Below are 25220 nucleotides of genomic sequence, written 5' to 3' on the forward strand. Positions count from 1 at the left end.
GTCACTTCCTCCCTGAAGGTTCTATAAGATAGTGCTTTAGTTGTTTGGCCTGTTTTCGCTCTTCTTCCCACCCTTTGGATGATTTCAGAATTTTCGCTGCATTTGACAGTGCTTTCACCGCCAATTTTCGATTTTTCAGACGAATAAAGCACTCCGTCATACAAATTGAAGGACGAGGATCTTCATTATCCAACCTTTCGGCATAACTCAGTGCGGGGATTGCAGCTGCATCCTGGTTTAAATGATGAAGTGCCAGCCCTATTCCCAGATAGTAACGAGAACTGCGATGATCCAGAAGAGCCAGATAACGGAAGACTTTAAGAGCTTCTGCATAGTGACCAATACCAAAATGACTGAATCCGAGCTGATAGATGGCTTCCATCTGGCCCTGATCCAGCCCTCTTAATTCACGTATCGTTCCGCCCCGTCTTAAATAAGTCAGCCAAAGGTCTTTTCCTGCTTCAGCATTTTGCTGCAAGCTGTTCATATTTCATCCCTGAAAAATAAATGATCTCAATTCATTATAAACATTCATTTTTTTCTGACTTTCATTCATTAATCCTGTCAAACCAACAAAAAGAAATTAAAAGAACTAATTTTTATTCATTAAGATAATTTGCAAAATATCAGATCGCTGTTTTACTCAAGTACTCATATTGCCTAAACACTTAATCAAAAAGGGCTGGGCCTGATAATTTCAAGTTTCATGTCTTCTTACGTTTGAAACTTGTCGTTATAACTACGATGAGTGCTGCTCTAATGTTGGCATTCGTTTAGCTGGCAAGTCGGCTGATGGAGATAGTTGTGGCATATTAGGTCTGGAAAATATCATAGGCGTTGCCAGAATTGAGCAAGACACTGTTCATGTTCGGTTCTGCGGCACTTCTATGAGTACGAGGACATGACTGTTATTCACCTCGATGTCGGTTATACAGTCGGTGCCTTTAGGGGCGGGATTGCTGGATAGCTTTATCATACAAGGATGCGGCCCCGCTAAACGCTTGTACAAAAGATGTGAGATTTTTCTAAACCCTGTTGCATCCTGTTAAGGATTGTATAAGAATCACTCTTAGCCCTATGGGGAGGTTTCGCAGTACATTCCGTCCGAGCAGTACAAGGATTTTTGAAACCAGGGCTAGAACACACATCGAATGCAGCAAGGAGCTGAACACTAATGAAACTCGCACAAATCAGTGCACTGAGTGCTGCCATTTTTATGGCTACCTCTGCTCAGGCTAACGCCTTCCTGGACGAATCAAGCCTGAATCTGGAGTTGCGCAACTTCTATCAAACCAAAACCAAGGATGACGGCTCGACCGACTCCTCCAACTCTCAGTGGGCTCAAGGCGTTCGTCTTGACTTCTCCTCTGGCTACTTTCAGAATATAGTCGGACTGGACTTGGGTGGTTACTACTCTCTGAAGCTTGGCGCTTCCGATATTGACGATTTTGTTGGCAACCCTGGCTTGCTCAGAGTGGATAGCGACGGCGATTCCCACAGCTACGGCAAAACATCCTACGCAATTAAATTCAATCTTGCTGACATGGGTGTAGCGAAATACGGACGCATGTTCCTGGATACACCTCTGGTCAACGACTCTGACAGCCGTGTTCTGCCAAGCCTGAGCGAAGGCTTCTATGCAGACATCACCTTATCCGGCTTGTCTGCTCATACAGCCTGGATTACAAAAGGCAATGGTAAAACCGAGTCAGGCTTTGAAGATTACGAGGTAGGCGACGACAGTGAAGCAGTAATGACACTGGGTGGTGCCTACGACTTTGGTAACGGTCTGGAATTAAGCGCAGACTATGCCAGCCAGAGCAACTATGCCAAGAAATACTTGGGCGAAGCCAGCTTCTCTACAGAAGTTGAAGGTGTTGAAGTGGGTGTGGCTGGTCAGTACGGGCAAGTCGAACTTACTGGCGACAGCAAGCCAGCGACTGGAGACAAGAGTCAGTACACTTATGGCCTGAAAGTGGCCGCTGGTGTAGGCCATGCCGACTTTGGCATTGCGTACACAAAAGTTGAAAGCACAGACTTGGGCCCATACAAAATTGGCTGGGCTGGCGGTGACGATGACACCGGTTACTTTGGCTATAACTCTATCCAGATCTCTGACTTCAACAGCAATGGCCAAAAAGCCTGGGGCTTCTCTGCAGGATATGATTTTGAAGGCGTCGTTGACGGCCTGAGTGTCAAGGGTATTTACGTCATGGGTGAAGTTAAGTCTGAGGACGAAACTGAATACAACCTGGACATCAATTATGCAATTCCTCAGGTTGAGGGTCTGACTGCCCGCCTGAGATACGCAAATAATACTGTTGAAGCCAAAGGTGCAGACGATGTTGTCAAGACCGACACACGTGTCATCCTGAAGTACAACGTCGCTGTATTCTGATCTAACCATCAGAAGAGCAATCTTATGAAGCCTCTGCACATGCAGGGGCTTTTTTATTGCCGAAAGCAGCAAACCGACTTAAACAGCACCCCATCAAAAGGCAATCATTGCTAAACAAATACACCAGACACTAAAAAGGGAGGCTGAATACCTCCCTTGAAGGACTGAGAAGAACTCAAAGAGTCAACACCAGCGTCATCACGAAGCGGCGTATTCCTTAAGCTTTTTCAAAGGACGCACCTTGACCTGAATACTGGCCGGCTTGGCGGGCACATCCATTAACTCGCCAGGCTTGAATGGATTGGGTACGCCTTTCTTGGCTTTCTGAGCAGGTTTTTTCCTGGTCACGATCTTGAGCAGTCCCGGAAGAGTGAACTCGCCACAGCCCCGCTTCTTGATATGACGTTCTACCAGTATTCCCAACTCTTCCAGCACAGCGCCCACTTCTTTCCGACTCAAACCGGTACTCTCTGAAATATCAGCAAGAATCTGGGTTTTACTGTACTTATCCTTGATAGCTGTGGCTTTCTTCGCTGCCATACAATTACTCTCCTGATGGATTTTCCCTGTAGGTTACCTTCCGCACCAACGGATTGTGATCTGCCACTTCACCAGGCTGATTTAATGTTTCACGAGGCAAGTCCGAAAAATCGGACATTAAACTTCCCTAACCTCAGAGAGCCTGCAAAACCAGACTTTTGAAACATCTGAAATCACTATAACAAGTGATTTTTTACAGTGGTAGTCTTTTTTACACCCTTTTAAGCATTGCAATAGCCCACTATATAAGGGGCATAGAAAGAGTTTGAGATAGAGGCACAATGACGTTACATTAATCCTTACAGCAGTGTTACGCTGTGGCTTTTTGTTGCCCGTTTGTTTGCGCGCTGAATTGACCGCATTACTGATTTCAAAGCATTCCCATAATTTCGGGAGGCAGTCACTTCATAGAGAGCTTGCAGCAAGGAGCTTTATTGATGTTTAACCGGTTTAAGGCGCTTTTTAATGCAGTAATGCCTGAAATCGGCATATTTTTACAGTCACACACATAACAACCAAAAGGACTCAGCACTTGAAACATCTTAAATTTATCCACATGATCTTAGGCATCCTTTCACTGGCAGCATTAATTGTGGAGGGGTCTGTCCTCAATGTGCTGCTGGGTGGCGCACTGGCTATCGCCTCAGCTACCATGCTGCTGCTCACTGCCGCACTGATTCACCTCTGCCTTGGCTGCTATCTGACAGTCTATCGTGGCAAGAAATCCTTTTTGCAGGCAATGGCTTCAGTTATGCTGATTGCAGCGACTGCACTCAGTGGCTGGGCAATATTTTCTCACCAGACACCTGAGATTCCATCCTCACTACTCCTTGTTGCCGGGGTTCTGCTGCACGTCGTAATCAACCTGAGATCCTTCAACCCCACAAGCCCAATGGAAATCGTAGATTCCGATAGAGAAACAGGCACCGTCAAGTGGTTCAACGTTTCAAAAGGCTTCGGCTTTATTACCCGGGATAGTGGTGAAGATGTCTTCGTCCACTACCGCACGATACGTGGAGAGGGTCACCGGACACTGTCTGAAGGGCAAAGGGTAGAATTTATCGTGGTGGAAAAAGATAAGGGACTGCAGGCAGAAGACGTGATTGCTGCACCCAAAGGCCGCTAACATCAATACTTTTAATGAATGGGGCTCTTTCCGGCCCCGTTAAGGCTTCTGACCCTTATTAATAATGAGGAGGAGCAGTCTCCTTCTGTTCTTCCAACCGAGAGCTGGACATAGCCATTAATTGCTTCTTCAGCTGAATCATTTCCTGCTTCAAACGATCAATCTCCTGCTGCTGACGGGTGACCACCTCATTAAGCTGGGCAACGGTATCTTCCTGAAAACTGAGCTGGGTCTGCAGCTCAATCAATTCCTCTTTCATTTCACTCCCCCCACTCATTCAAAGCAGCTGAACAATGATTCCAGCTTCTTTTTGATCTCAGCGACCTGCGCCTGCCCGTATGGCTTGGCTGGCAACCTGCCCCAAACAGGGTTTGGCCAGGCAACATCACTTTCATAACGGACAATATGATGAACATGCAACTGTTTCACAATATTACCCAGAGCCGCCACATTCATTTTATCCGCCTCAAAGACATCATTCAGAATGGCTGCCGTCAATGACGACTCACAGGCCAGCTGTAGCTGCTGCTCTTCATCAAGATGAAAAGACTCATAAACCCCTGCCACCCTGGGCACCAGAATAAACCAGGGATACTGACTGTCATTCATCAGCAAAACCCGGCAGAGGGGCAGATCCCCCATGACAAAGCAGTCCTTATCCAGTCTGTTATCCAGCTGAAATTCGCTCATAATTACTCCGATTAAGCCGAGTTGCCAGTAATAATTTGCAGCACTATAGCTAACCTGCCGGTGAAATTCGACTGTGTTTCACTCAGTAGCCATGACGTCTCTGCACAACCGTAGTAATATGCAGCTTTTGCGTTTTGATAATCGGATAACTGAGCACATGCGTACTAGTCAATCCTTGATCTCCACCCTCAAGGAAACACCTTCTGATGCCGTCGTCGTCAGCCACCAGCTGATGCTGCGAGCAGGCATGATCCGTAAACTGGCATCCGGTCTCTACAGCTGGATGCCGATGGGTCTGCGCGTTCTCCAGAAGGTAGAGAACATTGTTCGTGAAGAGATGAACCGCTCTGGCGCGCAGGAAGTCCTGCTGCCTGCCGTGCAACCGGCTGAACTCTGGCAGGAAACCGGACGTTGGGATCAATTTGGCCCCGAACTGCTTAGATTTAAAGACCGTCATCAGCGCGATTTCGTCATTGGTCCTACTCATGAAGAAGTCATCACCGATATGGTTCGAGACACTATCAGCAGCTACAAACAGCTGCCCATGAATTTGTACCAGATCCAAACCAAATTCCGTGATGAAATCCGCCCCCGTTTTGGCCTGATGCGTGGTCGAGAGTTCATTATGAAGGATGCCTATTCATTCCATTCCAATGACCAATGCCTCGGTCGTGAATACGAAAACATGCACGATACCTACAACCGTATCTTTACTCGTCTGGGCCTCAATTTCAGGGCTGTAGAAGCGGATACGGGCTCCATCGGTGGCAGCGCCTCACACGAAATTCATGTCCTGGCCGAATCTGGAGAAGACGCCATCGTCTTCAGCAACCAGAGCGAATACGCAGCCAACATTGAAAAAGCAGAAGCTGTGGCACCTGCTCACGAGAGAGCAGCTCCGTCTGAAGAAATACGCCTGGTTGATACCCCCGAAGCAAAAACCATTGCAGACCTGGTTGCGCAATTTGATCTACCCATTGAGAAGACGGTCAAGACTCTGATTGTTGCAGCAGACGAAGAATCAGAAGCGGACTTTGTTGCCCTGATGGTTCGTGGCGATCATGAACTGAATGAAATAAAAGCGGAAAAACTGCCTGAAGTTGCAGCACCTCTGCGCTTTGCAACAGAAGAAGAGATCAAGCCCGTCATGGGAGCCGGACCCGGCTCTCTGGGCCCTGTTGGCATCAGTATCCCATGTATTGTTGACCGCACAGTTGCGGTCATGTCTGACTTTGGGGCTGGCGCCAACACAGATGGCAAACATCAATTAGGTATCAACTGGGAGAGAGACGCATCTTTCGACCGCATCGCCGATTTGAGAAATATTGTAGAAGGCGATCCCAGCCCATGCGGTAAGGGCACCCTGGAAATCAAGCGCGGCATCGAAGTGGGCCATATTTTCCAGCTGGGCACCAAATACTCTGAGTCAATGAACGCGACCGTTCTGGATGAAAACGGAAAAGCCGTGACTATGGCAATGGGTTGCTACGGGCTGGGCGTTTCCCGGGTCGTCGCAGCCGCCATTGAGCAAAATCATGACGATCGGGGAATCATCTGGCCCGCAAGCATTGCGCCTTTCCAGATCGCCATTATTGGTCTGAAGATTGAGAAGTCTGAAGCCGTTCGGGAAGCCGCCGAGAACCTCTATAAGGAACTGACTGAAGCGGGCTACGACGTCCTTCTGGATGATCGTAAAGCCAGTCCGGGCGTCAAGTTTGCCGACATGGAACTGATCGGTATTCCACACCGGGTGGTCCTGAGTGATAGAGGGCTGGCAAACGGTCAGGTAGAATACAAATATCGCAGGGCAGCAGATCGCGAAGACGTGGCACTCAGTGAAATTTCCGACTTTCTTAAGGAACGTCTGGCCTGAACCGTTTATCAAACGGCCGTCGTTTTATAATAAAAACAGCCTGATTACAGGTTTCACCCTCGCACTTTTGTTGACTCCGACAACCGGCTGGAGTCAGCAAAAAGTGGATGAAGGGCTTCGGATCTATCTTGAAGAGGCTCTCAGCACCACTGAGAGCTTTTCAGATCGTTTCGAGGCAGAAGTCTGGCTGGTCGATATGTCCAGCCGGCTAACGCCGTTCATGAAACATCAGAGTCCTCGACAGCGCCTGGAGCTGCTCAAAAAAATTCACAAAAAGGCCACTGCCGCTAAACTCTCCCCCGAACTGGTGCTGGCATTAATTCAGACAGAATCCTCTTTTGACCGATTTGCTGTTTCTTCTGCCGGAGCCCAGGGCCTTATGCAGGTTATGCCATTCTGGAAAGACGTCATTGGCCGCCCACAAGATAACCTGACCGACGTAGAGACCAACCTGAAATATGGTAGCCATATTCTCAGTTATTATCTGGAAAAGGAAAAAGGCAACCTGACCCGGGCATTAGCCCGTTACAATGGCAGCCTTGGCAAAACCTGGTACCCGGAGCGAGTGTATAAAAACTGGGATCGTCACTGGCGCAATGACTGAGATGTACTTCATAAAACTATGTCGGCACCTGATCAGCCCGTAGTAAATTCGGAAAACTCCTGTTCAGGTTCGAGGGAAACACTAACGCCAGTAACTCGAGCCATGGGAGGACCGCTTTGCAGCCAGGCTTCCAGCTTGTCCAGCTCTCTCTCTTCACCACACATTAAAACTTCAACCCTCCCGTCTGGCAAATTCTTTGCCCATCCGGTAATCCCCAGCTTTCTGGCCTCTTGCTGGGTTGAGCCGCGATACCAGACGCCCTGCACCCTCCCCTCAACCATTGCACGTCTGCACTGATTAGCCATTTTCATCAACCATATTCATCAATACCCGGATGCTCTCTTCAAGGCTTTCCTTTGTCTGAGGCCCATACAATATTTCTATCAGTTTTCCCTGTGGATTAACAATCATGGTCGCAGGCAATACCTGAGGACTTCTGGTCTCCAGCAACACCAATGGACTCTCGGTAATAACAGGAAACCGAATACCCATATTTCTGGCTTTTTTTATCAGTTCTTTTCCCTGACTGTCATCAAAATCATACCCCAGAACCTGAACCTTTCCGTCACTGGCCAGGGCATTCAGCTCCGGAATCTCTTCACGACAGGGCCCACACCAGTGAGCCCAGATGTTTATAGCAGTCCACCGACCCTTATCATCTTTGAGAAAAACGCCTTTTCCCTGAGTATCTGTCAAATCCGGTTTAGAGCAGGCAGACAGAAACAGAGTGGTCAGTACCAACGGAAAGAAGCGGAAAAAAAATTGTCGCATTAGCCTCAGACCCTGTGATGAGTTTGTTCTGATTCTAGCTGGAATATCTCATAAAGTCGCACGGAAGCCTGTTGGAGCGAGACTGCAACACAAAAATAATGGCAATAACAGGCATCAAGGATTCAAAACAACGGGCAATGACTGGTAACACCTGTTACGAAAGCCTGATGATCAGCTTGCGGCTGTGCATGAAACCTAACCGATCACATTCATTAAATGAAATTTTGACTGAGGTCAGTATTTTCAGGATTCAGTAAAGAGGTCATCCAAAGGGCAATCGAGTACAACCCGCTGCTGTTCATTCAACTGTTTCAGTCGATCAACCAGTTGACCATACCATACAGGCTTATCCTGAGTCACAACAGACTCCAGCTGCTGATCCGATGGATATGACCAGGGGAGCTGCTGGCAAAGGTTATTGAGTTCCAGATGTCTGAGATCCCTGGCCAGTATCATTTCACCCAGATCATTTTTACTGACCACTCCCTCCTCCAACAGGCAGCTGGTGTAAAGCTCCCAATCCTCAAGAGAGAGATTCCATCCCGACTGGTGCAGCTGTTCGAGCTTGAAACTCAATCCTTTTTGAAACTGCTCATTAAATCCGTTCAGGATCACCAGAACACCCATTAAAGGTGGAAGCGCCTCGTTCCGGGTCTGGTTGGATAAAGCGAAACTCCTGACCAGTACGGCACCAAAAAGAACCAGTATCCAACTTAAATAAATCCAAAGCAGGAACACGGGAACGGCCGCAAAAGCACCATAGATCAATTTATACGACGGTGACAGAGTAATAAACAGAGCAAAGCCACTCTTTGCCATTTCAAGCAAAAAAGCTACGATCAGCGCTCCTGTAAAAGCGTGACGAAAAGGTACATATCGATTGGGTACAGCCATATAGAGTAAAGTAAAAACAATGCTGCTCAACAGAATGGGAGTTAAACCTAAGAGCCACTGATCAACCCCAAGATAGGCAGTGGTATCAGCTATCAGCTTAAGGGACGCCAGATAAGATGTCAGCACAAAACCAACACCGAGCAGGAAGGGCCCCATGCTCAGAATCGCCCAGTAGAGCAGGAAGCCGACAATTCCCCGGCGAACCCTGTCTACCTGCCAGATCTGATTAATGGCACCATCAATGGTCCTGAGCATCATGAATGCCGTGACCACCAGGAAGGCAACGCCCAAGCCAGTCAACTTTCGGGCCTGCTGGGAAAAGCTGGAAAGATAAGATTGGATCTGCTCGCCCGCTGTCGGAACAAAGTGACTGAATATAAAACTCTGAACTATCTCGCCAACCCCCTGGAAAGAAGGAATAGCCGATAACATACTATAAGTAACCGTCATCATCGGCACCACAGCAAACAGTGTCGTATAAGTCAGAGCAGCGGCGTTATTGAGGCAACGGTGCTTAAAGAAAGTATCAGAGACAGACAGGAAATAGGCACGGAGCCACTGAACATATTGAGCCTGTGAAGAAGTGGAAAAAAGCGAGTCTGGCATAACGAATCCCTGATATTGAAAAGAGCCTGACCCGAGGATTTTCAGCCAGGCTCCAACTCAGAGAAGCGTATCAGTTCTTATGCCCCGGAGGAAAGCCATTCAGTATCCCCTCAACTGCGGCATTAATTTTTTCACTCCGCTCTTCGGGTGTGGCACTGTTGGAAAGGGTTTATTGTTAGATCTGCGTCCACCAGCCAGCTCTGACAGTAATCGGTGGAGAATTATAGGGTTGATTTGGTTAGAAGTGTGTGAATTTACAGAATATTTGCGGGCTACATGACTTCAATTGCACCGAACCCCATTCAACGATAATCTTCCCATCACAGAAATAATACTTCAGGCATCAGCCTGTCGAAACAACTGCCTGTTATGAAAATAGTTCGAGAGCAAAGCCATATGAGCGTTACGATTTACCATAACCCCCGCTGCTCAAAGTCCAGACAGACTTTGGCCCTGATCGAAGCAAAAGGTATCAGCCCTGAGGTAGTGCTTTACCTGGATACCCCGCCCAGCGAAGCCGCTTTGACTGACATTCTGAAACAACTCGGTAAGAGCCCCGAAGAACTGATGCGCAAGGGCGAACAGGAGTACAAGGACCACATCAAAGGCCAGGAACTTTCAGAGCAGCAGCAAATTGCAAAAATGATTACCTACCCCAAAATGATTGAAAGACCCATCGTCGTAAGCAACGGTCGGGCGCGTGTCGGTCGCCCGCCAGAATCCGTTCTGGAGATCCTTTAATCGTGGACCTGAATCAAAAAGCCAGGCTATGCTATCGGCTGAGCCTGCTACTCTACTTCTGCCTGCTAGCTTCGCAGATCGCAAAAGTGCTCTGGCTGCACCCACCTCAAAATTCGCTATGGATGATTGCGTCTTTCACGATTGTTCCACTGTTGCTACCTCTTTACGGGTTGATCAGGCGACAGCCAAGGGCATCGGCCTGGTTATGCTTCATTCTCTGTTTTTACTTTATCAGCGGTGTGCTTGACGCCTGGTTTATCAAAAACTCCATACATGGATGGCTGATTACCGCATTCAGCAGTGCGCTGTTTGTATCTGCCATGATGTTTACCCGCTGGCAGGGGCAGTTAAACAATCAGCCCGCTGACTGAACCTTTCTCAGAAAGACCGACCTTTTTCTTCTCAAAAAAAAGCTCCTGCGTTGGCAAGAGCTTTATTTTTCGTCAACCGATTCTAATAGGACAGCTGAACTTCGATGGCTGAACCGGCCTCTTCCACCGTTGAGGGTGGACTGCTGATGATACGTTTCTCGCTGACACCTTCATTCCGCAGAAAATCATAAACCAGATTAAGACGGTCAGTGGCCAGCTTATTCATTTTTTCCTGATTCGCTGGCCAGTTTATCAACAGCCATTGCTCTGCCTCTTTGATACGCTTGCTCTGACTGGCATCACCCACTTCGGGTAATTTTCGATTGTGGGCCCTGAGATACATTTGCTCAATCAAATGCCCTCTGACGTCAGCCGGAATCTCTGTCACCTCTCCCGGCTTTGTTTGATGGATGGCCGAATAGAGTTCAACCAGATCGGACTCAAGCTCTGACCTGGAGAGACTGGGCCAATCTTTATTCTTGCTGGCTATTGCTTTCAGAGACAGACTGAGTTCAGGCCTTATTCTGAGCACTCGACCCCAGCCCTTCAATTGTGTTTTGTCGTTTTCTGTCAACACAGCCTTACCCGACGGCATCTGTATATCACCGGATAAAATTGGCTTGATACCGGCCTGGCTGGAAAGGTACTGCAGGGGCTGTTCCAGCACACGCTCCCATGCCTCCCTCGTAGCTTCCGCTGCCGCAACCTGCGGCGACAGCTCGTCGCGATTCGTAACGTCTATGGAAATGATGGACTGAGGGTTAGCCATCAAAGCTTTCACGTGATTGATATCCAGCTCAGGCTTGACAGGCTTGCCTGTAAGCTTTGAAAAAGTCAACTTGCCCTTGCTGCCTCCTCCTGCAGAGGAAGTAAGATTAAGGTTTACACGACTTCCGGCCAGATCATATCCGGCAACAGACCGATCTGAAACAGGCAGCAAAGACAAATCCACATCCCTGGCAGCAATGTTAAGTCTCGAGGTTACTGCATTCTTCAGATCGACACTGCCTTTCATAGAGAGTGGAACACGCTCAAGCCATTGCCCATTGAGCTGAAAGGTGAATTGTTCCGGATTCATCACTGCCAGCTCCACCCGACTGTTACTGAATAGTTTACGATTCTGCTTTTGGGATGACTGGACAGCGCCATTGAATTCGATATTTTTTACGGTGAATGGTACAGAACCATCAGCGGATAATGAACGATTAAGCGTTTTTGCGACTTGCTCCAAAGGACTGCCATTGATCGTCAACAAGCCACCCCTGAATGAAAGGTCTTCGACAAAAGCTTTCCGGGATCTGAATTGGAAACCCTCTGCAAATAATTCTTTCCAGCCCAGATCAAGACCGGAGTTCAAATCACGATATTCACCCTCCAGCACTTTCGCCGTGCCAGTCAGTTCCACCCCGTGATCCTCGGACCATTCAACAGATAAGTCTGTCGAAAGGCGGCCTTCCAGCGAACAATTTGAACATTCAAGAAAGTTCTGGCTGACAACATCAGCCAGTGGAAGCTCATCAATGGATAACTGACCAGACAGTGCCAGTTTCTTTAAATCAATAATACCACCCAGTGACCACTTGATGTGACTTGAATCCCTGACAACTTCAACATCTATTTGATCAGGACGATAGGTTTTCAGCTCCATTTTACTGAAATCAATACTGACCACTTTACTGGAACCGGTCTGTTCGGAGTTCACTACTCTCATCGATCCGTCTTCGAAGACAAACTGCTCCGTTTCCCTGAGAAATTGATAAAGGTTGGGCATGGGTGGTTTCTGACCGATGATCGCCAGATCAATAAAAATTCCGGGCTTTTTAAAGTCGATTCGATCCAGGTCAATGGCTTGTTTCCACAGGGAAGTCCAGGCAACATTGACAACCATAGATTCTGACTTAAGAGTAATTCCGGGCGAGATTCTGAGCTCCGGATTGGTGAGCAGGAATTTACCGGATAAGAAAGAGTACTCTTTCTTAACGGGAAGGACTTCAACCCCGGTTTGATTTTCTATTTGCTGGAGCAGCTGGTCTGTATACCGACCAGGTACCATTAGCATCACTGAAATCAGAAACAGCAGAATGGCCAGAATAACAACGACAAAGAGCACAAACCGGATAGCCGGCTTCTGGGTTTGCATACTTCTTCTCTTGATTACCAATTCATGACTTGTTTGACGAAGGGTATGGTCAACTTCCTTTTGGCCCTCAATGAAGCACTGTCCAGCTTCTGCAGCATCTTGAATAAATGCCCCATATCCCTGTTACTGCGGTATATGATATACCGGGCCACATCTTCATTCATATCCAGCCCGCGCAGGTGAGCCCGAAGCTGCAATGCCGACACTTTGTCCCTGTCGCTGAGAGGCTGAACCTGAAACACCAGGCCCCAGCTTAGTCTCGAGACCAGGTCAGGCAACAGGATAGAAAGTCTTTTGGGTGGGCAATCAGCCGCCACCAGCAGGCGAGTCCGGGAATCCCTGAGGCGATTGAACAGATCAAAAAGACCTTCTTCCCACTCTGGTATGCCTGCTACAGCATTCACATCATCAACACACACCAGTTGCAGTCTTTCCATGCCCTCCAGCAGCTTTGAAGGATAGTGAACAAGCTCTTTCATAGGCAGATAGATACTACGACCTTTTCTGCGATCAACCTGGTGACAGGCAGCCTGAAGAAGATGACTGCAACCAACGCCGGGAGCTCCATAGAGATAGATAAACTGTTCTGAGTCTATCCCACTGACCTGCTGATCCATATCCAGCATGTTGACCAGCGCAGCATTATCTCCGCTGAAAAAATTTTCAAAGGTGGCATCGTCCCTGATCTGAACACTGAGCGGTAATTGCACAGGCTGGCTCATATACGACATTAAACAGCCTTGAGCGGGAAATGCCGCTCAACCTTAACAATGGATAGACATTCCGAACCCTCTGTTGCGGCATTTGTATTGAAAAATGCCAGCTTCAGCGGGTTGATTGAATCTGCAAGAGACAGCTGCAACAAAATCATTTCACTTACCCCTCGTCTGAATGGCATGGCAAAATGGATTTCTGTTCGCTGCGGGCATAGATCACCTTACTCCCTCGGCTCACCAGCATTATACAGGTGGCTCGCCTTATAATTTCGATGCAGATGACGCAAGAGTACCATAATAATGGCTGCTAATGGCAGTGCTATTAGCATCCCGACGAAGCCCAGAATCTGCCCACCTGCCATCAGCGCAAAGATTACAGCCACCGGATGCAGACCAATCCGGTCACCCACCAGATAAGGTGTCAACACCCAACCCTCAAGAGCCTGTCCCAGGGCAAACACACCGGTCACCAAAAGTAACGGCAGGTAGCTGTCAAATTGAAAAATAGCCACCATGATGGCTGTGGTGAAGCCGACCACAAACCCCATATAAGGAATGATACTGACCAGCCCCGCCAGTAGTCCGATCAACAACGCAAACTGCAGGCCTACCGCCCAGAGTCCTATACCGTAGATCAACCCCAGGGCCAGCATGACCATAAGTTGACCCTTGAGGAAAGCACCCAAGACTTCATCGCATTCACTGGCCAGTTCAACCACAATAGGTTCAAGGTTGACAGGTAGCATTAAGCGGATATGTTCCATCATATGATCCCAGTCGCGCAAGAGGTAAAAAGTCACAACCGGAACCAGGAACAGATTCACAAGAAAACCTATTACTGCCAGACTCGAGCTGGTGACTGAACGACCCAGCTGAGCCAGAAGCCCACCAGCTTTTTGCCACTCACCCGCCATCGCCTTGACCAGATGACTGATATCAAACCACTCAGGGTCCAGACCAGTGTATTCAACCAGTTTTGGGATGGCATTGATTCTGACCCACTCTTCCCAGACCGGAAGCAACTGCATAAGGGTTTTAACTTGCTGGAATAATGCCGGTACCAGAATGAGCAGCATCAGTACCAGAAAAGTAAAAATTACCAAAAAAACCAGTGCCACCGAAAGTGACCGGGAGAGCTTCAGCCTTTCCAAACGATCAACCAGCGGATCGCCTAAATAGGCAAGCACAGCACTGATCGCAAAGGGTGTCATGACCGCCCCGACAAAATTAATCAGCACTACGCCAACCAATACGATGCCTGCTAGCATCCACTGTTGCTGTCTGGTCATTTTCTTCCTTCTATTGCAACTCGCCTTGCAGGGTGCATGCAAAAAACGCACTCCGGAATTTAATATCTGACTTCCTGTCAGCCTCCCAGCCAACGGTATTGCAACGTCTGGTTGGCCTCATCAGTACCAGTCGCTCTCATCTTTCGTCCCAGGGCAATAGCATCCGATAATTGACTAAGCGTACCATCAATTAACAGCTCCAATTGAATTTTATTACCGCCGACCTTGACTGCCATCACATCCCTCACCGCCGTCAAACCTTTCAGGTATTTAATTAATCCTGCATAGTCCTGTGTGCTGTCAATACCCTCCACTTCAAGCATCGGATTGACACTGCTGCCACTAGAGATGACTGCATAGTGCCGGGAGAGGGAATTACCAATAAGATCAGCAATAGCCAGAGCCAGTCCTTCTGCAGAGAGGTCCTGGACTGTGGCATCAAACTGCTGATTTTTGAAGAGAAGAACCAGGCGGCCATTATAGCGTCCGCGCACTTCACTCAGACGCCCCCCTAATACAGCCTCAGAGCCATATCTTCTTGACGCCTGAGCCAACTTGTCCGAAAACAGTCCCCAGACATCAACATCAGAAATCGCGGCACTGTCTTCAAAGTCCATAAGAGGGAGAGTCACTGGCAATGAGCGGGCAGCCATAACATGCTCCAGATTATTCACCAAAGGTGAGTCTGCCAATTCTCTCAGAATCTGCCTGCCTCCCTGCTTTTCAATGGCTAACCAGACAATGGTATCTGGTCGGTTGGAACCCCAGATCCCCAAATCATTTTCTCGCAGCAGTCGATTAACTGCCGCTTCATTAAAACGCACCTGAAGAAAAAGTTGCCGTCCTGACTCGGTATCACGGCGTTCATAACCAAAACTCCGAACCAGCGCAGAGGCATTCTTAAGTGACTGTAACACCCCCTCATTACTGAGGGTACTGCGCTGCCCGGTTACTTTAACCAGGACCTCAGACAGAGCCCGCTTAATGGCTGTTTCCCTTTCCTCATTACCCTGACTGGTGACAGGTACGCCGACACGATAAAGTCCGCTCATCTCTGCAGCAGGCAGCTGAAAAGACAACAGGGCCAAAAGAAGGGTGAATATCAGTCTGGAAAGGGGGAACAATCGTTCCAGCTTGCATGTTTTATACATAATGTCCGGAATCAAAAACAGGCACTCTTCGTGAACAAACCGTCATAAACATCAATACAGCCAAAGGCCGGTTTACAGATGTCAGCGACTTCCGACAAGACTGCTTATCTTTGTAAAGAGTACTAATTACCCAGACGAAACGCCCGGAGCCGATTATCCCTTCATTTTGCCATAACTTTCTGGTTTTGTAGAAAATCTTTCTAAAACAACAGGAGGCCAACCATAAAACCTGAGCAATAGCAGGCGGCTTTATGATTTTTTCGGGTTACGTTAGAATGCGCGCTCTGATCAATCCACTTTAGATTCCACGGTGCGGATACATCTCCGATGAGCAAAAGCGACCGCGATACAAATTCCCCTGTTTCTTCCCTGAGCTATAAAGACGCAGGTGTCGACATCCAGGCAGGCAACGCCCTGGTAGATCGCATCAAGCATGTAGCCAAAGCCACCTCACGTCCCGAAGTCATGGGCGGCCTGGGAGGCTTCGGTGCCCTGTGCCAGATACCATCAGGTTATAAAGAGCCGGTTCTGGTTGCCGGCACTGATGGTGTAGGCACCAAGCTGAAACTGGCTATGGATCTGGGCAGGCACGATACCATTGGTATTGATCTGGTGGCCATGTGCGTCAACGACCTGCTGGTTTCTGGTGCCGAGCCCCTGTTTTTCCTGGATTACTACGCAACCGGAAAACTCAATGTTGACGTTGCTGAGCAGGTCGTTACCGGTATTGGTGCAGGCTGTGAACAAGCTGGCTGCGCACTTATTGGTGGTGAGACCGCAGAAATGCCCGGTATGTATCAGGGCGAAGACTATGACCTGGCGGGCTTCTGCACTGGTGTCGTTGAAAAGTCCAATATCATTGATGGCAGCAAAGTTGCCGCCGGCGATGCTCTGATTGGCCTGAAATCCAGCGGCCCGCACTCTAACGGATACTCCCTGATCCGCAAGGTTCTGGAAGTCAGCCAGTCAGACCTGAGCAGTGAAGTTGATGGCAAGCCACTGACTGAAGCCCTGATGGCTCCAACCCGAATCTACGTCAAACCCTTACTGCAGCTCCAGAAAGAACTGCCAGTCCATGCCATGGCACATATTACCGGCGGCGGTCTGACTGAAAACCTGCCAAGGGTTATTCCTGAAGGCTGTGTCGCCGTCATTAACACCAAAAGCTGGGAAATCCCGGAAGTTTTCAAACATCTGCAGCAAGCGGGCAACATTGCCCAGTCGGAAATGTACCTGACCTTCAACTGCGGTGTTGGCATGGTGGTCTGTGTTCCTCAATTACAGGCTGAACAGGCCGTAGCCAGACTGAATGAACTGGGTGAAGAGGCCTTCATCATCGGTCATATGGAATCAGGTTCTGGTGACAAAGTCGTTTACCGTTAAGTTAAAAAAAGGCTTGGTCAACATTTTCCTGGTGTTCTTCAAGCCTTTTACCAAAGCAGATAAAAATCTTGAGAGCGGAAATGACGGATAACCATCGAGTCGTCGTATTGCTATCGGGCAGTGGTACCACTTTACAGGCCATTCTTGATCAGCAGAAACAGTATTGCTATCAGGTGGTCGGGGTGCTCAGCAACCGTCCTGATGCCTATGGCCTGGAGAGAGCCCGGAAAGCGGGGCTTGACACCTTTAGCCTTGACCACAAAGGTTTCTCAAGCCGGGAATCATTTGATCTTGAGCTGGTGCAACGTATTGATGATTTTAAACCTGACCTGGTTGTACTTGCAGGCTATATGCGCATACTCAGCCGTGCTTTTGTTAAGCGCTATCAGGGAAAACTGATCAATATACACCCTTCCCTGCTCCCCAGGCATAAAGGTTTGAATACCTATCAGTCAGCACTGGATGCCGGTGACAAAGAGCATGGAACATCGGTTCACTATGTCACGGAAGAGCTGGACAGTGGTTCTGTTGTGATGCAGGCGACGCTGGATATCACTGATGTTGATACAGCGAAGACGCTTGAACAGAGAGTCAAGGTCATGGAACACCACCTTTATCCCAAGGCTATAGACTGGATTGTTTCTGGCCGGATAACAATCCAGAACGATGCCATATTACTTGACAAAAAGCCGCTTGGCCCTCAAGGATATCGTATATCTGAAAAAAGTATCGCCACGGCAAACTGATTCCGTTTTAGACTTTTCTTGTTGATTCGAGCATTAAAAACGGTTTCATTGATGAGTGGCCATAAGCTGTGAATACCTCGCTGTTCCTGGCAGGAGGTATTCCCTTAAAAAGGAATTATCCTGATGACCCCTTTCAAGACCGTCTCAGCCATTTTGGCTTCTGGCCTTTTGATCGCCAGCACTCCTTCCATTGCACAACCCACAGAAGCTACGTTAAAGCCATTCACAGCGGAGTATAAAGCGGAAGTTTCCGGTATCAGTGGCTCAGGTACACGCAGTCTGAAAAAAGAGGGCGACCAGTGGGTTCTGGATTTTGGGGCCAGTGCATCGGTCATCATTGCCTCCATCAGTCTGGATGAAACCAGCCGCTTCAATTTACAAAAGGGTCAGGCACTTCCCGTGGATTACCAATACGAGCGAAAGGGGGTAGGCAGCAAACCGGCTAAAACTGCCCGATTTGACTGGAAATCTATGGAAGCTTCCTGGCAGCAGGCTGAGAAACAATCAAAGATACCATTTAAATCTGGCGCCCAGGACCCACTCTCATACCAGCTTCAACTTCGGCTGGACTTGAAGGCTGGAAAAAAAGAGTTGGTCTACCCGATTGTTGAGGATGATGAAGTCTACGAGAGACGGTTCGTGATTGAAGCCGATGAAATGCTGAAAACACCCGTCGGCCCACTCAATACGACCCGCGTAAAAGTGGTTCGCGAAGATAACGACCGCGAGACCTGGATCTGGTTTGCCAAAGACTGGGATTACGTTCTTGTGCAACTCCATCAGAAAGAAAACGGCTCAGACTATCTGATTCAGTTCAAAGGTGGTGAACTGGACGGCAAAACGATTAAAGGAATTACTCCCAAGCCATCCAAATAGATCTTGCGGGGGATCTCAGCCAGTCCCGATACAAAGGCTTCATAAAAGACTATCTGGTTTTGTGTTACGGATATAACGAACCCGCTGTCTGTTGCTTCGGGTTTCCGATAAAATGGCAGTTTCTGTTGCAACAGTCCTTTACCTCAATGTCAGGAGCTTTCCGTGAGACTTCTCCACACTATGCTTCGAGTGGGCGACCTTGATCGCTCCATTGCTTTTTATACTGATATCCTGGGTATGAAACTGCTTCGCAAGCACGATAACGAGCAATACAAATACACTCTGGCTTTTGTTGGCTATGCCGATGAATCAGAACAGGCCGTTATTGAACTGACGTATAACTGGGGTACCAGTGAGTATGAGCCTGGTACAGGTTTTGGTCATATAGCCATTGGCTTTGATGATATCTATGCAACCTGTGAGACCATCCGTGCCAACGGCGGCAATATCACCCGTGAACCGGGTCCGGTCAAGGGTGGAACGACAGAGATCGCCTTTGTAGAAGACCCCGACGGCTACAAAATCGAAATGATCCAGAACAAAAATGCATCCCGGGGACTTCAGGGATAAGGAAAAAACACAGGGAAGTGAACCAGTCAATGCCAGACAATTCTGAAAAACCCTCCGATACCTCTATCAAAAAGACTCAGAAAATAGCTGCCCTCTGTCTGATGATCCCTCTGCTTTCAAGCTGCTCCAGTCATTCAGCCCTTAACTATGCGACTGATGTTGTGGTTCGAGAGTTGGGTGGACCAGCAGCTGAAGTCTACTCAACGGTTAAGGCCGTCAAGAGTGTCCAGAAAGATGTAATCGCCTTTGAAGCCCTGGTTCGGATTCTGTCAACAGAGGCCCGTGTTAACTGGGGTGACGAAAAAAGTGCCAGCAGGAAGGAATACGTCAAATACACCAACCATTACCGCACCCGGGTATTTGTTAACTTCGAACAGGGCAAGGTTCACGTTGAAACGCTGGATAGAGAAGACCTGAAACAGGCGATTATTGTCACCCTGCTGACGCCTTACAATCCTGATGAAGTTGACCTGTTCAGCGACAAAGCCGTCCCCATCGGGGAAGAGCCCATGCTTTATGGACAGGTTGTGGACCATCAGGGGCAGCCCATACGCTGGGAGTGGCGAGCCAGTCGGTTTGCCGACTACCTGATCGACCATCAGTTAACCACTCGTGCCAGCAGCAAGGGTACCGTTTACTCTGTTGATCTTGATCTGGTTGGCGACCATATGATCAAAAGACAGTATCAATACGCCGGTATCGTTCGACAGATGTCGCAAAGATACAAGATTAAGGAAAGTTTGATCTATGCGATCATGAGGACAGAGAGCAGTTTCAACCCCTACGCGGTGAGCCATGCTAATGCCTACGGTCTTATGCAGATTATCCCATCAACGGCAGGAAGAGATGTTTTCAAGCTGGTCAAACGTCGCAGTGGACAGCCCAGCAGACACTATCTTTTCAACCCGTTTAACAATATTGATGCAGGCACCGCTTATCTGCACCTTCTTGAAACCCGCTATCTGAAAAATGTCAGAGATCCACTGGTAAAGCATTACGCTATTATCTCTGCTTACAACGGTGGAACAGGGAATGTTTTGAAAACCTTCCATTCCAATCGCACCCGGGCTATAGAAATCCTCAATGAGATGGAACCAGAAGAAGCGTATTGGTCTCTCACCCGCAAACACCCCAGACAGGAATCAAGAAACTATCTGAAAAAAGTCACCAAAGCTCAGAAAGACTTTTATAAAGGCGATGTCTGAATTTATTTTTTGACAGCAAAACACGCTTACTTTCTTGAATTACCACCGCCCTGCTCTACCTTTCCTTACGCCACAATTAGTAACCTATGAATCGAATAATGAAACGATCGTTTTTTGCGAAACCCCTGTTGCTGCTTTTGTCTTTGTCTACCATCTGTCAGGCAGACTCGTTAACAAGACGTTTTGTTGTCGAACATAAACAGACTACTCAGAGCTTTTCTGTTAAGCGCAGCCTGAATCCATTGTTGAACAATCCGATGTACCCTGCCGACACAAACGGCTACGCAGTTTTTTTGCCGCCTGATGACAAACCACATAAATCTGGCGGTTACAGTCTACCAATGACCTTTATTGAGTCTATTTACACCTCCAACGTGCTGGCTGCATACGAACTGATCCTGACCAGCAGGGACCCTGCCATGAAATGCAAACCTTATTCATGGATAACTGAAGAAGTGTTTGTGGCTGTCGGCTGGCTTGTAAAAAGTTACTGGAACCCCGATTCATTGCTGTTTAACCCGAGGGATCAACTGAGTCGGGATGATCCGTTTACGATCAACACTATGACGCTCCCCGGAGAAAACAAACAACAAAGTGACCAACAACAAAGCAACAAACAAAATCCGCCATCAGAATCATCTGGCAAGCAAGCCTCAGGGGCAACCAGCCATATCAGCGGCTCTATCACCAAAACCCTGTCGTCTGGCTCTGACGATGGTAATGAAGGTCCTGAACAAGACCAGCATACGTTGGGTTTAGATTGTTACGTCGACTCCTGTCGTGGCATTTGTAAAATCCGACAATCATCCAATAGTAGTGAGCTAGCTGAACATCCCCTTAAACCAGAGACCCATGAGGCTGTCGCAAAAGACGCAGGCAAAGCTAATGTCCTTGTCTCAGAAATCATAACGCACGTTAATCGATTAATATATACTCACACCTTAAACGATGTGCATGCCAACGCGAATTCCCCATGTCCGGATATTCAGGTATTCTGGAATGCCATCGAGTTACTTGAATTACTTGACCCTTCCGATATTTCAACAGACTTGGAACCGTTTAGTCTCTATCCAGAGATTGATTTCTATGATGCCTATCACCTCAATCATGCCTGTGGTGATAGCGATAGCGATGACGATATCGATGACTATGCTTATTATCACGTCTATTATAAAGGCAAGAAGCTGTTCGCTATAATACGCACTGCAAATAAAACAAGCTTTGCATCTCCTCTGACATGTGGGATTTCAGTAAGCATTAAAACCGAAGTCTTATTTAATGAATTATATTATGCGCCTGATGGCCCGGGTTACCAATCTGCAAAAAGGGAATTTGAGGAACAAAGGAAAAAATAGAGCAGTCAGGTAAACTGGAAAACAACTCCTGTGAATGTTCAGGTGCATAAGAAGGCTGATGATCAAGACAGCTCTTCCTCAACTCTTTCTTACGCTCCCAATGGGAATCGATACGCCGTGAAAAATGGACTCTACTACTTGAGCTAAGGTATGGGCTCCCACGCAGCAGCATGGGAACCAGAGCTTTAAACACCGACCTTGAAACGAGGATTATCTCCTCTTATATTCAGGCTGATCTGCAAAATCCTCCTCAAGCAACAACAGATCATCACCATTGGTAAAGCCACGATTTTTAACCTTCACAAAAGACCCGTTTGAGTCCATAAATGAAATAGAAGCCCCAACAATGCTGCTATGAACCTGCATGTCATTTGGTAGCAGATCCGGATCGATCATAGCCACAGGCATTGGCACAAAGCTGGACACATGAGTGCCATAACCATAACGGGCAGCGCCACGGATAGTAGTTACATCCTCTTCACCATTTTCACCGCCGACCAGCAGATCCAGACCCAGGGCTCTAATCAAAGGGTCTGTACCACCCAGAGGCATTTCATCACTCTGGTTTACAATCACAAAGTCACCCGGATTGTATTCATTACCCTCTGTCGCCAGAGCAATACCAAGACCCAGTATATTCAGATCATTTGAACCATCACCGACAGCCTCTGTCAGCAGAATGGGCTCATCGGGATATTGAGCCAGCACCCTGGCGTAACTGATTGGATCGGAAGGGTCAGTAATCGCCTGATAAGCAATCTCGGCCGGGGTTTCGTAGGCTACCCAGACTTGCTCTTCAAATTCAGCAAAGTCAGCCGGTGCCGAGTTGCCCATGACTGTACTGGCAGCCAGCACTTCATTAGCCAGTTGACGGATCTGTTCATCGGTAATCTGCTCAGGCTGGGTCAGATCAACATCTTCCAAGCCATTGCGATACTCATCGGTTTTATTCAGAGCAGTCACTTTCTCATCTTTCGAAAGCTGTGTTACAGGATCATATAAACCCAGTTTTTCAGCCATAAATAAACGGAAAGCAGCAGAGTGCAGAATGTCTTCTTTCAATTCTGGCAGTAGAACGGGAGACTGCATCAATACAGTGGCTACACCTGCACCGGGTACATTCAAAGTTGTTGTCTTGAGATCCAGCTGCTCTTTGTAACCGGGAATATTCTCCTGAGCATCTTTGATCATTCCAGAAATAATCGTGCTGTGAATCCCCCCCAGTGACCCCCCTAGCATGTGCACATTATTGGTATCAAGAAGTATATTTCCCTGATCGTCCTCCACACCATTGGCTATCGCCATTCGAATACCCAAATAATCCAGGGCAGACTGCCACATAAAACCACGGGTAGTTAACAGATTTTCAGGGCTGGCATAGTCAGTCCGACGCACCGAAGCATCCAGATCAGCGACACCGTCACCATCAATATCCACCACTCTGTCACCGTGCAGGGGATGGTCGATGGCAATCACAGCGTAACCGGACCCTAAGAGTTGTTCAGCAAACAGCTCAGCCTCATCTTTTGAGCTACCGAAGCCATGGCTATGCATAACTACTTTAAATCCAGCCTCGGGAACTTCACCAACAGGTAAATAGATTCTGGCATTTATGGAATTTTGATCAGACTCTTTAAACACCCGGATATCAGCAGCATTGCTGACATTTATAGGCGTACCGTCGTTTGTCTGAAAATAGCTGAATGCACCTGAGCAGAATTCCTGTGGTGCTACCCTGTATTCATTGAAGTTTTCAGGATGACTGTCATGGCTGCCACCTTCCTGCATACTGTCAACATATTCATTGTAATCACAGTTCACCCCCATCTCAGGTGTGTCCAGATAAGCTGGCAAGTTGATGGTCGCTGAGAAGACCCGATATTCAGGCGCTTCTGTCGACTCTGGCTCTGGAATTGATACGCCTTCCTTCTCCAGCAGATCAGAAAACTCAGTAACCAGCGTATTTTTCTCAGTACTTGTTGGAACAGCCTCTGGTACTAAATTTGTGATTTTGGTTTCTGCAGAGTACTCACTAAGGTAACTTTCAACAACCTGTCGAATCACACTGACATTACTGCCCGTAGTAAAATCAGCTGCATAAATAATGCTGCTATCAGAGATACCAGCGCCTTCCAACTGATCTATGACTTCTTGCAAATGCAGCCCCATTTCATCATTACTGCTTAATAGCTGCTTATAAGCAGATGAAGCCTGCAAGGGTTTACCATGAACGTCCTGAACGCCCGTTGTCAGAGCGATAAAATAGCGGCTGGCTTCATCAAAGGGCTTTAGAGGCTCGATATTGATACTGCCAGCTTTTGCCAGAATTGCCCGGAAATCTTTGTTCCAAATCAACTCTTTAAGGGTACCATTCTTTTCCCTGAACATTTTAATGCTTCCCTCGAACGTAGCCGGATCGATACTGGGCGAGCCGCCTGACTCTTCAGGAGCCTTGTCAAATTCCAGAACTATAGGTACGGATGTTCCCCAGCCCTGCTGAGTGCCGTAGTAGTTCCAATATGTATTGGGGCTATCTTTCGGATTATGAACCCAGTCCGTCTCCCCGGGTACTTTCAGCGTGCCATCTTCATCAAATCCGACAATATCATTGGGGTAAGGAATAACACCATTGGCCGGATCAAACTTTAACGTCTGGGGTTGCAGTGTCACTTCTTCAACATCGTCGTTCAGAACGTCATCACAGCCTGCCAGCAATATCACGGGTAGAGTCAATGAAATAGCCCTGGCTAAACGTGTGTATTGCATCATTTTTTCCTTGTAATTATTTTGCATCATTCTCTGCGAGGGGGATTTAAAATAAGTTTTATCAACAAAAATTATTCATCTCAGTTCGCCCATGACTGTTCGCACTTACATCTTTAAAGAAAGGAAACGAACAAGAGCGATAAGAGGATCAATTTACAGCAGAAAGGATATTGAATTAAAACAATTGTCTTAACCCATAAGACCATAAAAAAACAATTCATTGATTCAGGTCATCTTATTAAAGAGCCTCGGTTTTCTTTTGTTACTCAATATTTCAGCCCATTAACAAAAAAATCTAACTCAATAAGAAGCTAAATATTCTGCATTAATCCTATTGGGTCAAAAACATTAATCTGATGAATAACAAAAGGCAGTTCAACACATTTCTTCGCTGCAGAGGCTATCGCAA

The 25220-nt window shown here is 47.7% G+C and carries 25 protein-coding genes; 12 read left to right on the forward strand and 13 right to left on the reverse strand.

Going from position 1 to position 25220, the window contains the following annotated elements; all coding sequences use genetic code 11:
- Position 1 precedes the first annotated feature (1 nt).
- Entirely contained in the window at positions 2–487 is a 486-nt protein-coding gene (locus ACOMHB_RS17915; protein ID WP_422411400.1) for a hypothetical protein, read from the reverse strand.
- 687 nt (positions 488–1174) lie between these two features.
- Between ACOMHB_RS17915 and ACOMHB_RS17920 the strand changes: the two genes are divergently transcribed.
- On the forward strand, positions 1175–2398 hold the full coding sequence (locus ACOMHB_RS17920) for an OprD family outer membrane porin (protein ID WP_448217644.1): 1224 nt from the start codon (positions 1175–1177) through the stop codon (positions 2396–2398).
- A gap of 198 nt (positions 2399–2596) precedes the next feature.
- On the opposite strand, the gene ACOMHB_RS17925 is transcribed toward ACOMHB_RS17920, so the two are convergent.
- Positions 2597–2938, reverse strand: coding sequence for an HU family DNA-binding protein (locus ACOMHB_RS17925; RefSeq protein WP_317142335.1), 342 nt, complete (start codon positions 2936–2938; stop codon positions 2597–2599).
- Between the two features lie 532 nt (positions 2939–3470).
- On the opposite strand from ACOMHB_RS17925, the gene ACOMHB_RS17930 reads away from it, so the two are divergent.
- Positions 3471–4064, forward strand: coding sequence for a cold-shock protein (locus ACOMHB_RS17930; protein ID WP_422134470.1), 594 nt, complete (start codon positions 3471–3473; stop codon positions 4062–4064).
- A 58-nt stretch (positions 4065–4122) separates the two neighbouring features.
- Here ACOMHB_RS17930 and ACOMHB_RS17935 read toward each other — a convergent pair whose 3' ends face one another.
- Both ACOMHB_RS17935 and ACOMHB_RS17940 read right to left on the reverse strand, forming a co-directional pair.
- Positions 4123–4323 carry a SlyX family protein gene (locus ACOMHB_RS17935; RefSeq protein WP_448217645.1) on the reverse strand — a complete coding sequence of 67 codons (201 nt, stop codon included), beginning with the start codon at positions 4321–4323 and terminating at the stop codon, positions 4123–4125.
- Positions 4324–4337: 14 nt separating this feature from the next.
- Entirely contained in the window at positions 4338–4754 is a 417-nt protein-coding gene (locus ACOMHB_RS17940; RefSeq protein WP_448217646.1) for an HIT domain-containing protein, read from the reverse strand.
- 157 nt (positions 4755–4911) lie between these two features.
- Between ACOMHB_RS17940 and ACOMHB_RS17945 the strand changes: the two genes are divergently transcribed.
- Both ACOMHB_RS17945 and ACOMHB_RS17950 read left to right on the forward strand, forming a co-directional pair.
- Positions 4912–6627 carry a proline--tRNA ligase gene (locus tag ACOMHB_RS17945; protein ID WP_448217647.1) on the forward strand — a complete coding sequence of 572 codons (1716 nt, stop codon included), beginning with the start codon at positions 4912–4914 and terminating at the stop codon, positions 6625–6627.
- Between the two features lie 70 nt (positions 6628–6697).
- Entirely contained in the window at positions 6698–7231 is a 534-nt protein-coding gene (locus tag ACOMHB_RS17950) for a lytic transglycosylase domain-containing protein (protein ID WP_448217648.1), read from the forward strand.
- 32 nt (positions 7232–7263) lie between these two features.
- On the opposite strand, the gene ACOMHB_RS17955 is transcribed toward ACOMHB_RS17950, so the two are convergent.
- From ACOMHB_RS17955 to ACOMHB_RS17965, 3 genes are all read right to left on the reverse strand, one after another.
- On the reverse strand, positions 7264–7536 hold the full coding sequence (locus ACOMHB_RS17955) for an acylphosphatase (protein ID WP_422134475.1): 273 nt from the start codon (positions 7534–7536) through the stop codon (positions 7264–7266).
- Complete coding sequence (locus ACOMHB_RS17960; protein WP_422134476.1) at positions 7529–8002, reverse strand: TlpA family protein disulfide reductase; 474 nt, start codon at positions 8000–8002, stop codon at positions 7529–7531. Before ACOMHB_RS17960 ends, ACOMHB_RS17955 begins: the two co-directional genes overlap by 8 nt.
- Before the next feature lie 243 nt (positions 8003–8245).
- Complete coding sequence (locus ACOMHB_RS17965) at positions 8246–9502, reverse strand: YihY family inner membrane protein (protein WP_448217649.1); 1257 nt, start codon at positions 9500–9502, stop codon at positions 8246–8248.
- Between the two features lie 396 nt (positions 9503–9898).
- On the opposite strand from ACOMHB_RS17965, the gene arsC reads away from it, so the two are divergent.
- Together arsC and ACOMHB_RS17975 are read left to right on the forward strand one after the other, a co-directional pair.
- Entirely contained in the window at positions 9899–10243 is a 345-nt protein-coding gene (gene arsC / locus ACOMHB_RS17970) for an arsenate reductase (glutaredoxin) (RefSeq protein ID WP_448217650.1), read from the forward strand.
- Between the two features lie 2 nt (positions 10244–10245).
- Positions 10246–10614, forward strand: coding sequence for a DUF2069 domain-containing protein (locus ACOMHB_RS17975; RefSeq protein ID WP_422134479.1), 369 nt, complete (start codon positions 10246–10248; stop codon positions 10612–10614).
- Between the two features lie 82 nt (positions 10615–10696).
- On the opposite strand, the gene ACOMHB_RS17980 is transcribed toward ACOMHB_RS17975, so the two are convergent.
- The 5 genes from ACOMHB_RS17980 to ACOMHB_RS18000 all read right to left on the reverse strand — a co-directional run bounded on the left by ACOMHB_RS17980 (position 10697) and on the right by ACOMHB_RS18000 (position 15910).
- Positions 10697–12754 carry an AsmA family protein gene (locus tag ACOMHB_RS17980; protein WP_448217651.1) on the reverse strand — a complete coding sequence of 686 codons (2058 nt, stop codon included), beginning with the start codon at positions 12752–12754 and terminating at the stop codon, positions 10697–10699.
- A gap of 14 nt (positions 12755–12768) precedes the next feature.
- Positions 12769–13485, reverse strand: a complete 717-nt coding sequence (hda, locus tag ACOMHB_RS17985) for a DnaA regulatory inactivator Hda (protein ID WP_422134481.1) — start codon at positions 13483–13485, stop codon at positions 12769–12771.
- Positions 13485–13625, reverse strand: a complete 141-nt coding sequence (locus tag ACOMHB_RS17990) for a hypothetical protein (protein WP_448217652.1) — start codon at positions 13623–13625, stop codon at positions 13485–13487. The genes hda and ACOMHB_RS17990 overlap by 1 nt, the downstream gene beginning before the upstream one ends.
- 66 nt (positions 13626–13691) lie before the next feature.
- Positions 13692–14759: an AI-2E family transporter gene (locus ACOMHB_RS17995; protein ID WP_448217653.1), complete on the reverse strand. Its 1068-nt coding sequence runs from the start codon at positions 14757–14759 to the stop codon at positions 13692–13694.
- A 77-nt stretch (positions 14760–14836) separates the two neighbouring features.
- Positions 14837–15910 carry a DUF2066 domain-containing protein gene (locus ACOMHB_RS18000; protein WP_448217654.1) on the reverse strand — a complete coding sequence of 358 codons (1074 nt, stop codon included), beginning with the start codon at positions 15908–15910 and terminating at the stop codon, positions 14837–14839.
- A gap of 327 nt (positions 15911–16237) precedes the next feature.
- Between ACOMHB_RS18000 and purM the strand changes: the two genes are divergently transcribed.
- The 6 genes from purM (at position 16238) to ACOMHB_RS18030 (ending at position 22045) form a co-directional block, all read left to right on the forward strand.
- Positions 16238–17293 carry a phosphoribosylformylglycinamidine cyclo-ligase gene (gene purM, locus ACOMHB_RS18005; protein WP_422475859.1) on the forward strand — a complete coding sequence of 352 codons (1056 nt, stop codon included), beginning with the start codon at positions 16238–16240 and terminating at the stop codon, positions 17291–17293.
- An 80-nt stretch (positions 17294–17373) separates the two neighbouring features.
- On the forward strand, positions 17374–18039 hold the full coding sequence (purN, locus tag ACOMHB_RS18010) for a phosphoribosylglycinamide formyltransferase (protein WP_448217655.1): 666 nt from the start codon (positions 17374–17376) through the stop codon (positions 18037–18039).
- 123 nt (positions 18040–18162) lie between these two features.
- Positions 18163–18915, forward strand: coding sequence for a DUF3108 domain-containing protein (locus ACOMHB_RS18015; protein ID WP_448217656.1), 753 nt, complete (start codon positions 18163–18165; stop codon positions 18913–18915).
- A gap of 162 nt (positions 18916–19077) precedes the next feature.
- Complete coding sequence (gene gloA / locus ACOMHB_RS18020; RefSeq protein WP_448217657.1) at positions 19078–19485, forward strand: lactoylglutathione lyase; 408 nt, start codon at positions 19078–19080, stop codon at positions 19483–19485.
- Between the two features lie 29 nt (positions 19486–19514).
- Positions 19515–20690 carry a membrane-bound lytic murein transglycosylase MltC gene (mltC, locus tag ACOMHB_RS18025; protein ID WP_448217658.1) on the forward strand — a complete coding sequence of 392 codons (1176 nt, stop codon included), beginning with the start codon at positions 19515–19517 and terminating at the stop codon, positions 20688–20690.
- Between the two features lie 98 nt (positions 20691–20788).
- Entirely contained in the window at positions 20789–22045 is a 1257-nt protein-coding gene (locus ACOMHB_RS18030; RefSeq protein ID WP_448217659.1) for a hypothetical protein, read from the forward strand.
- Between the two features lie 210 nt (positions 22046–22255).
- Here the strand turns inward: ACOMHB_RS18030 and ACOMHB_RS18035 are convergent, their stop codons facing one another.
- Entirely contained in the window at positions 22256–24811 is a 2556-nt protein-coding gene (locus ACOMHB_RS18035; RefSeq protein WP_448217660.1) for a hypothetical protein, read from the reverse strand.
- Between the last annotated feature and the right edge of the window lie 409 nt (positions 24812–25220).

The sequence above is a fragment of the Endozoicomonas sp. 2B-B genome, assembly GCF_053470045.1.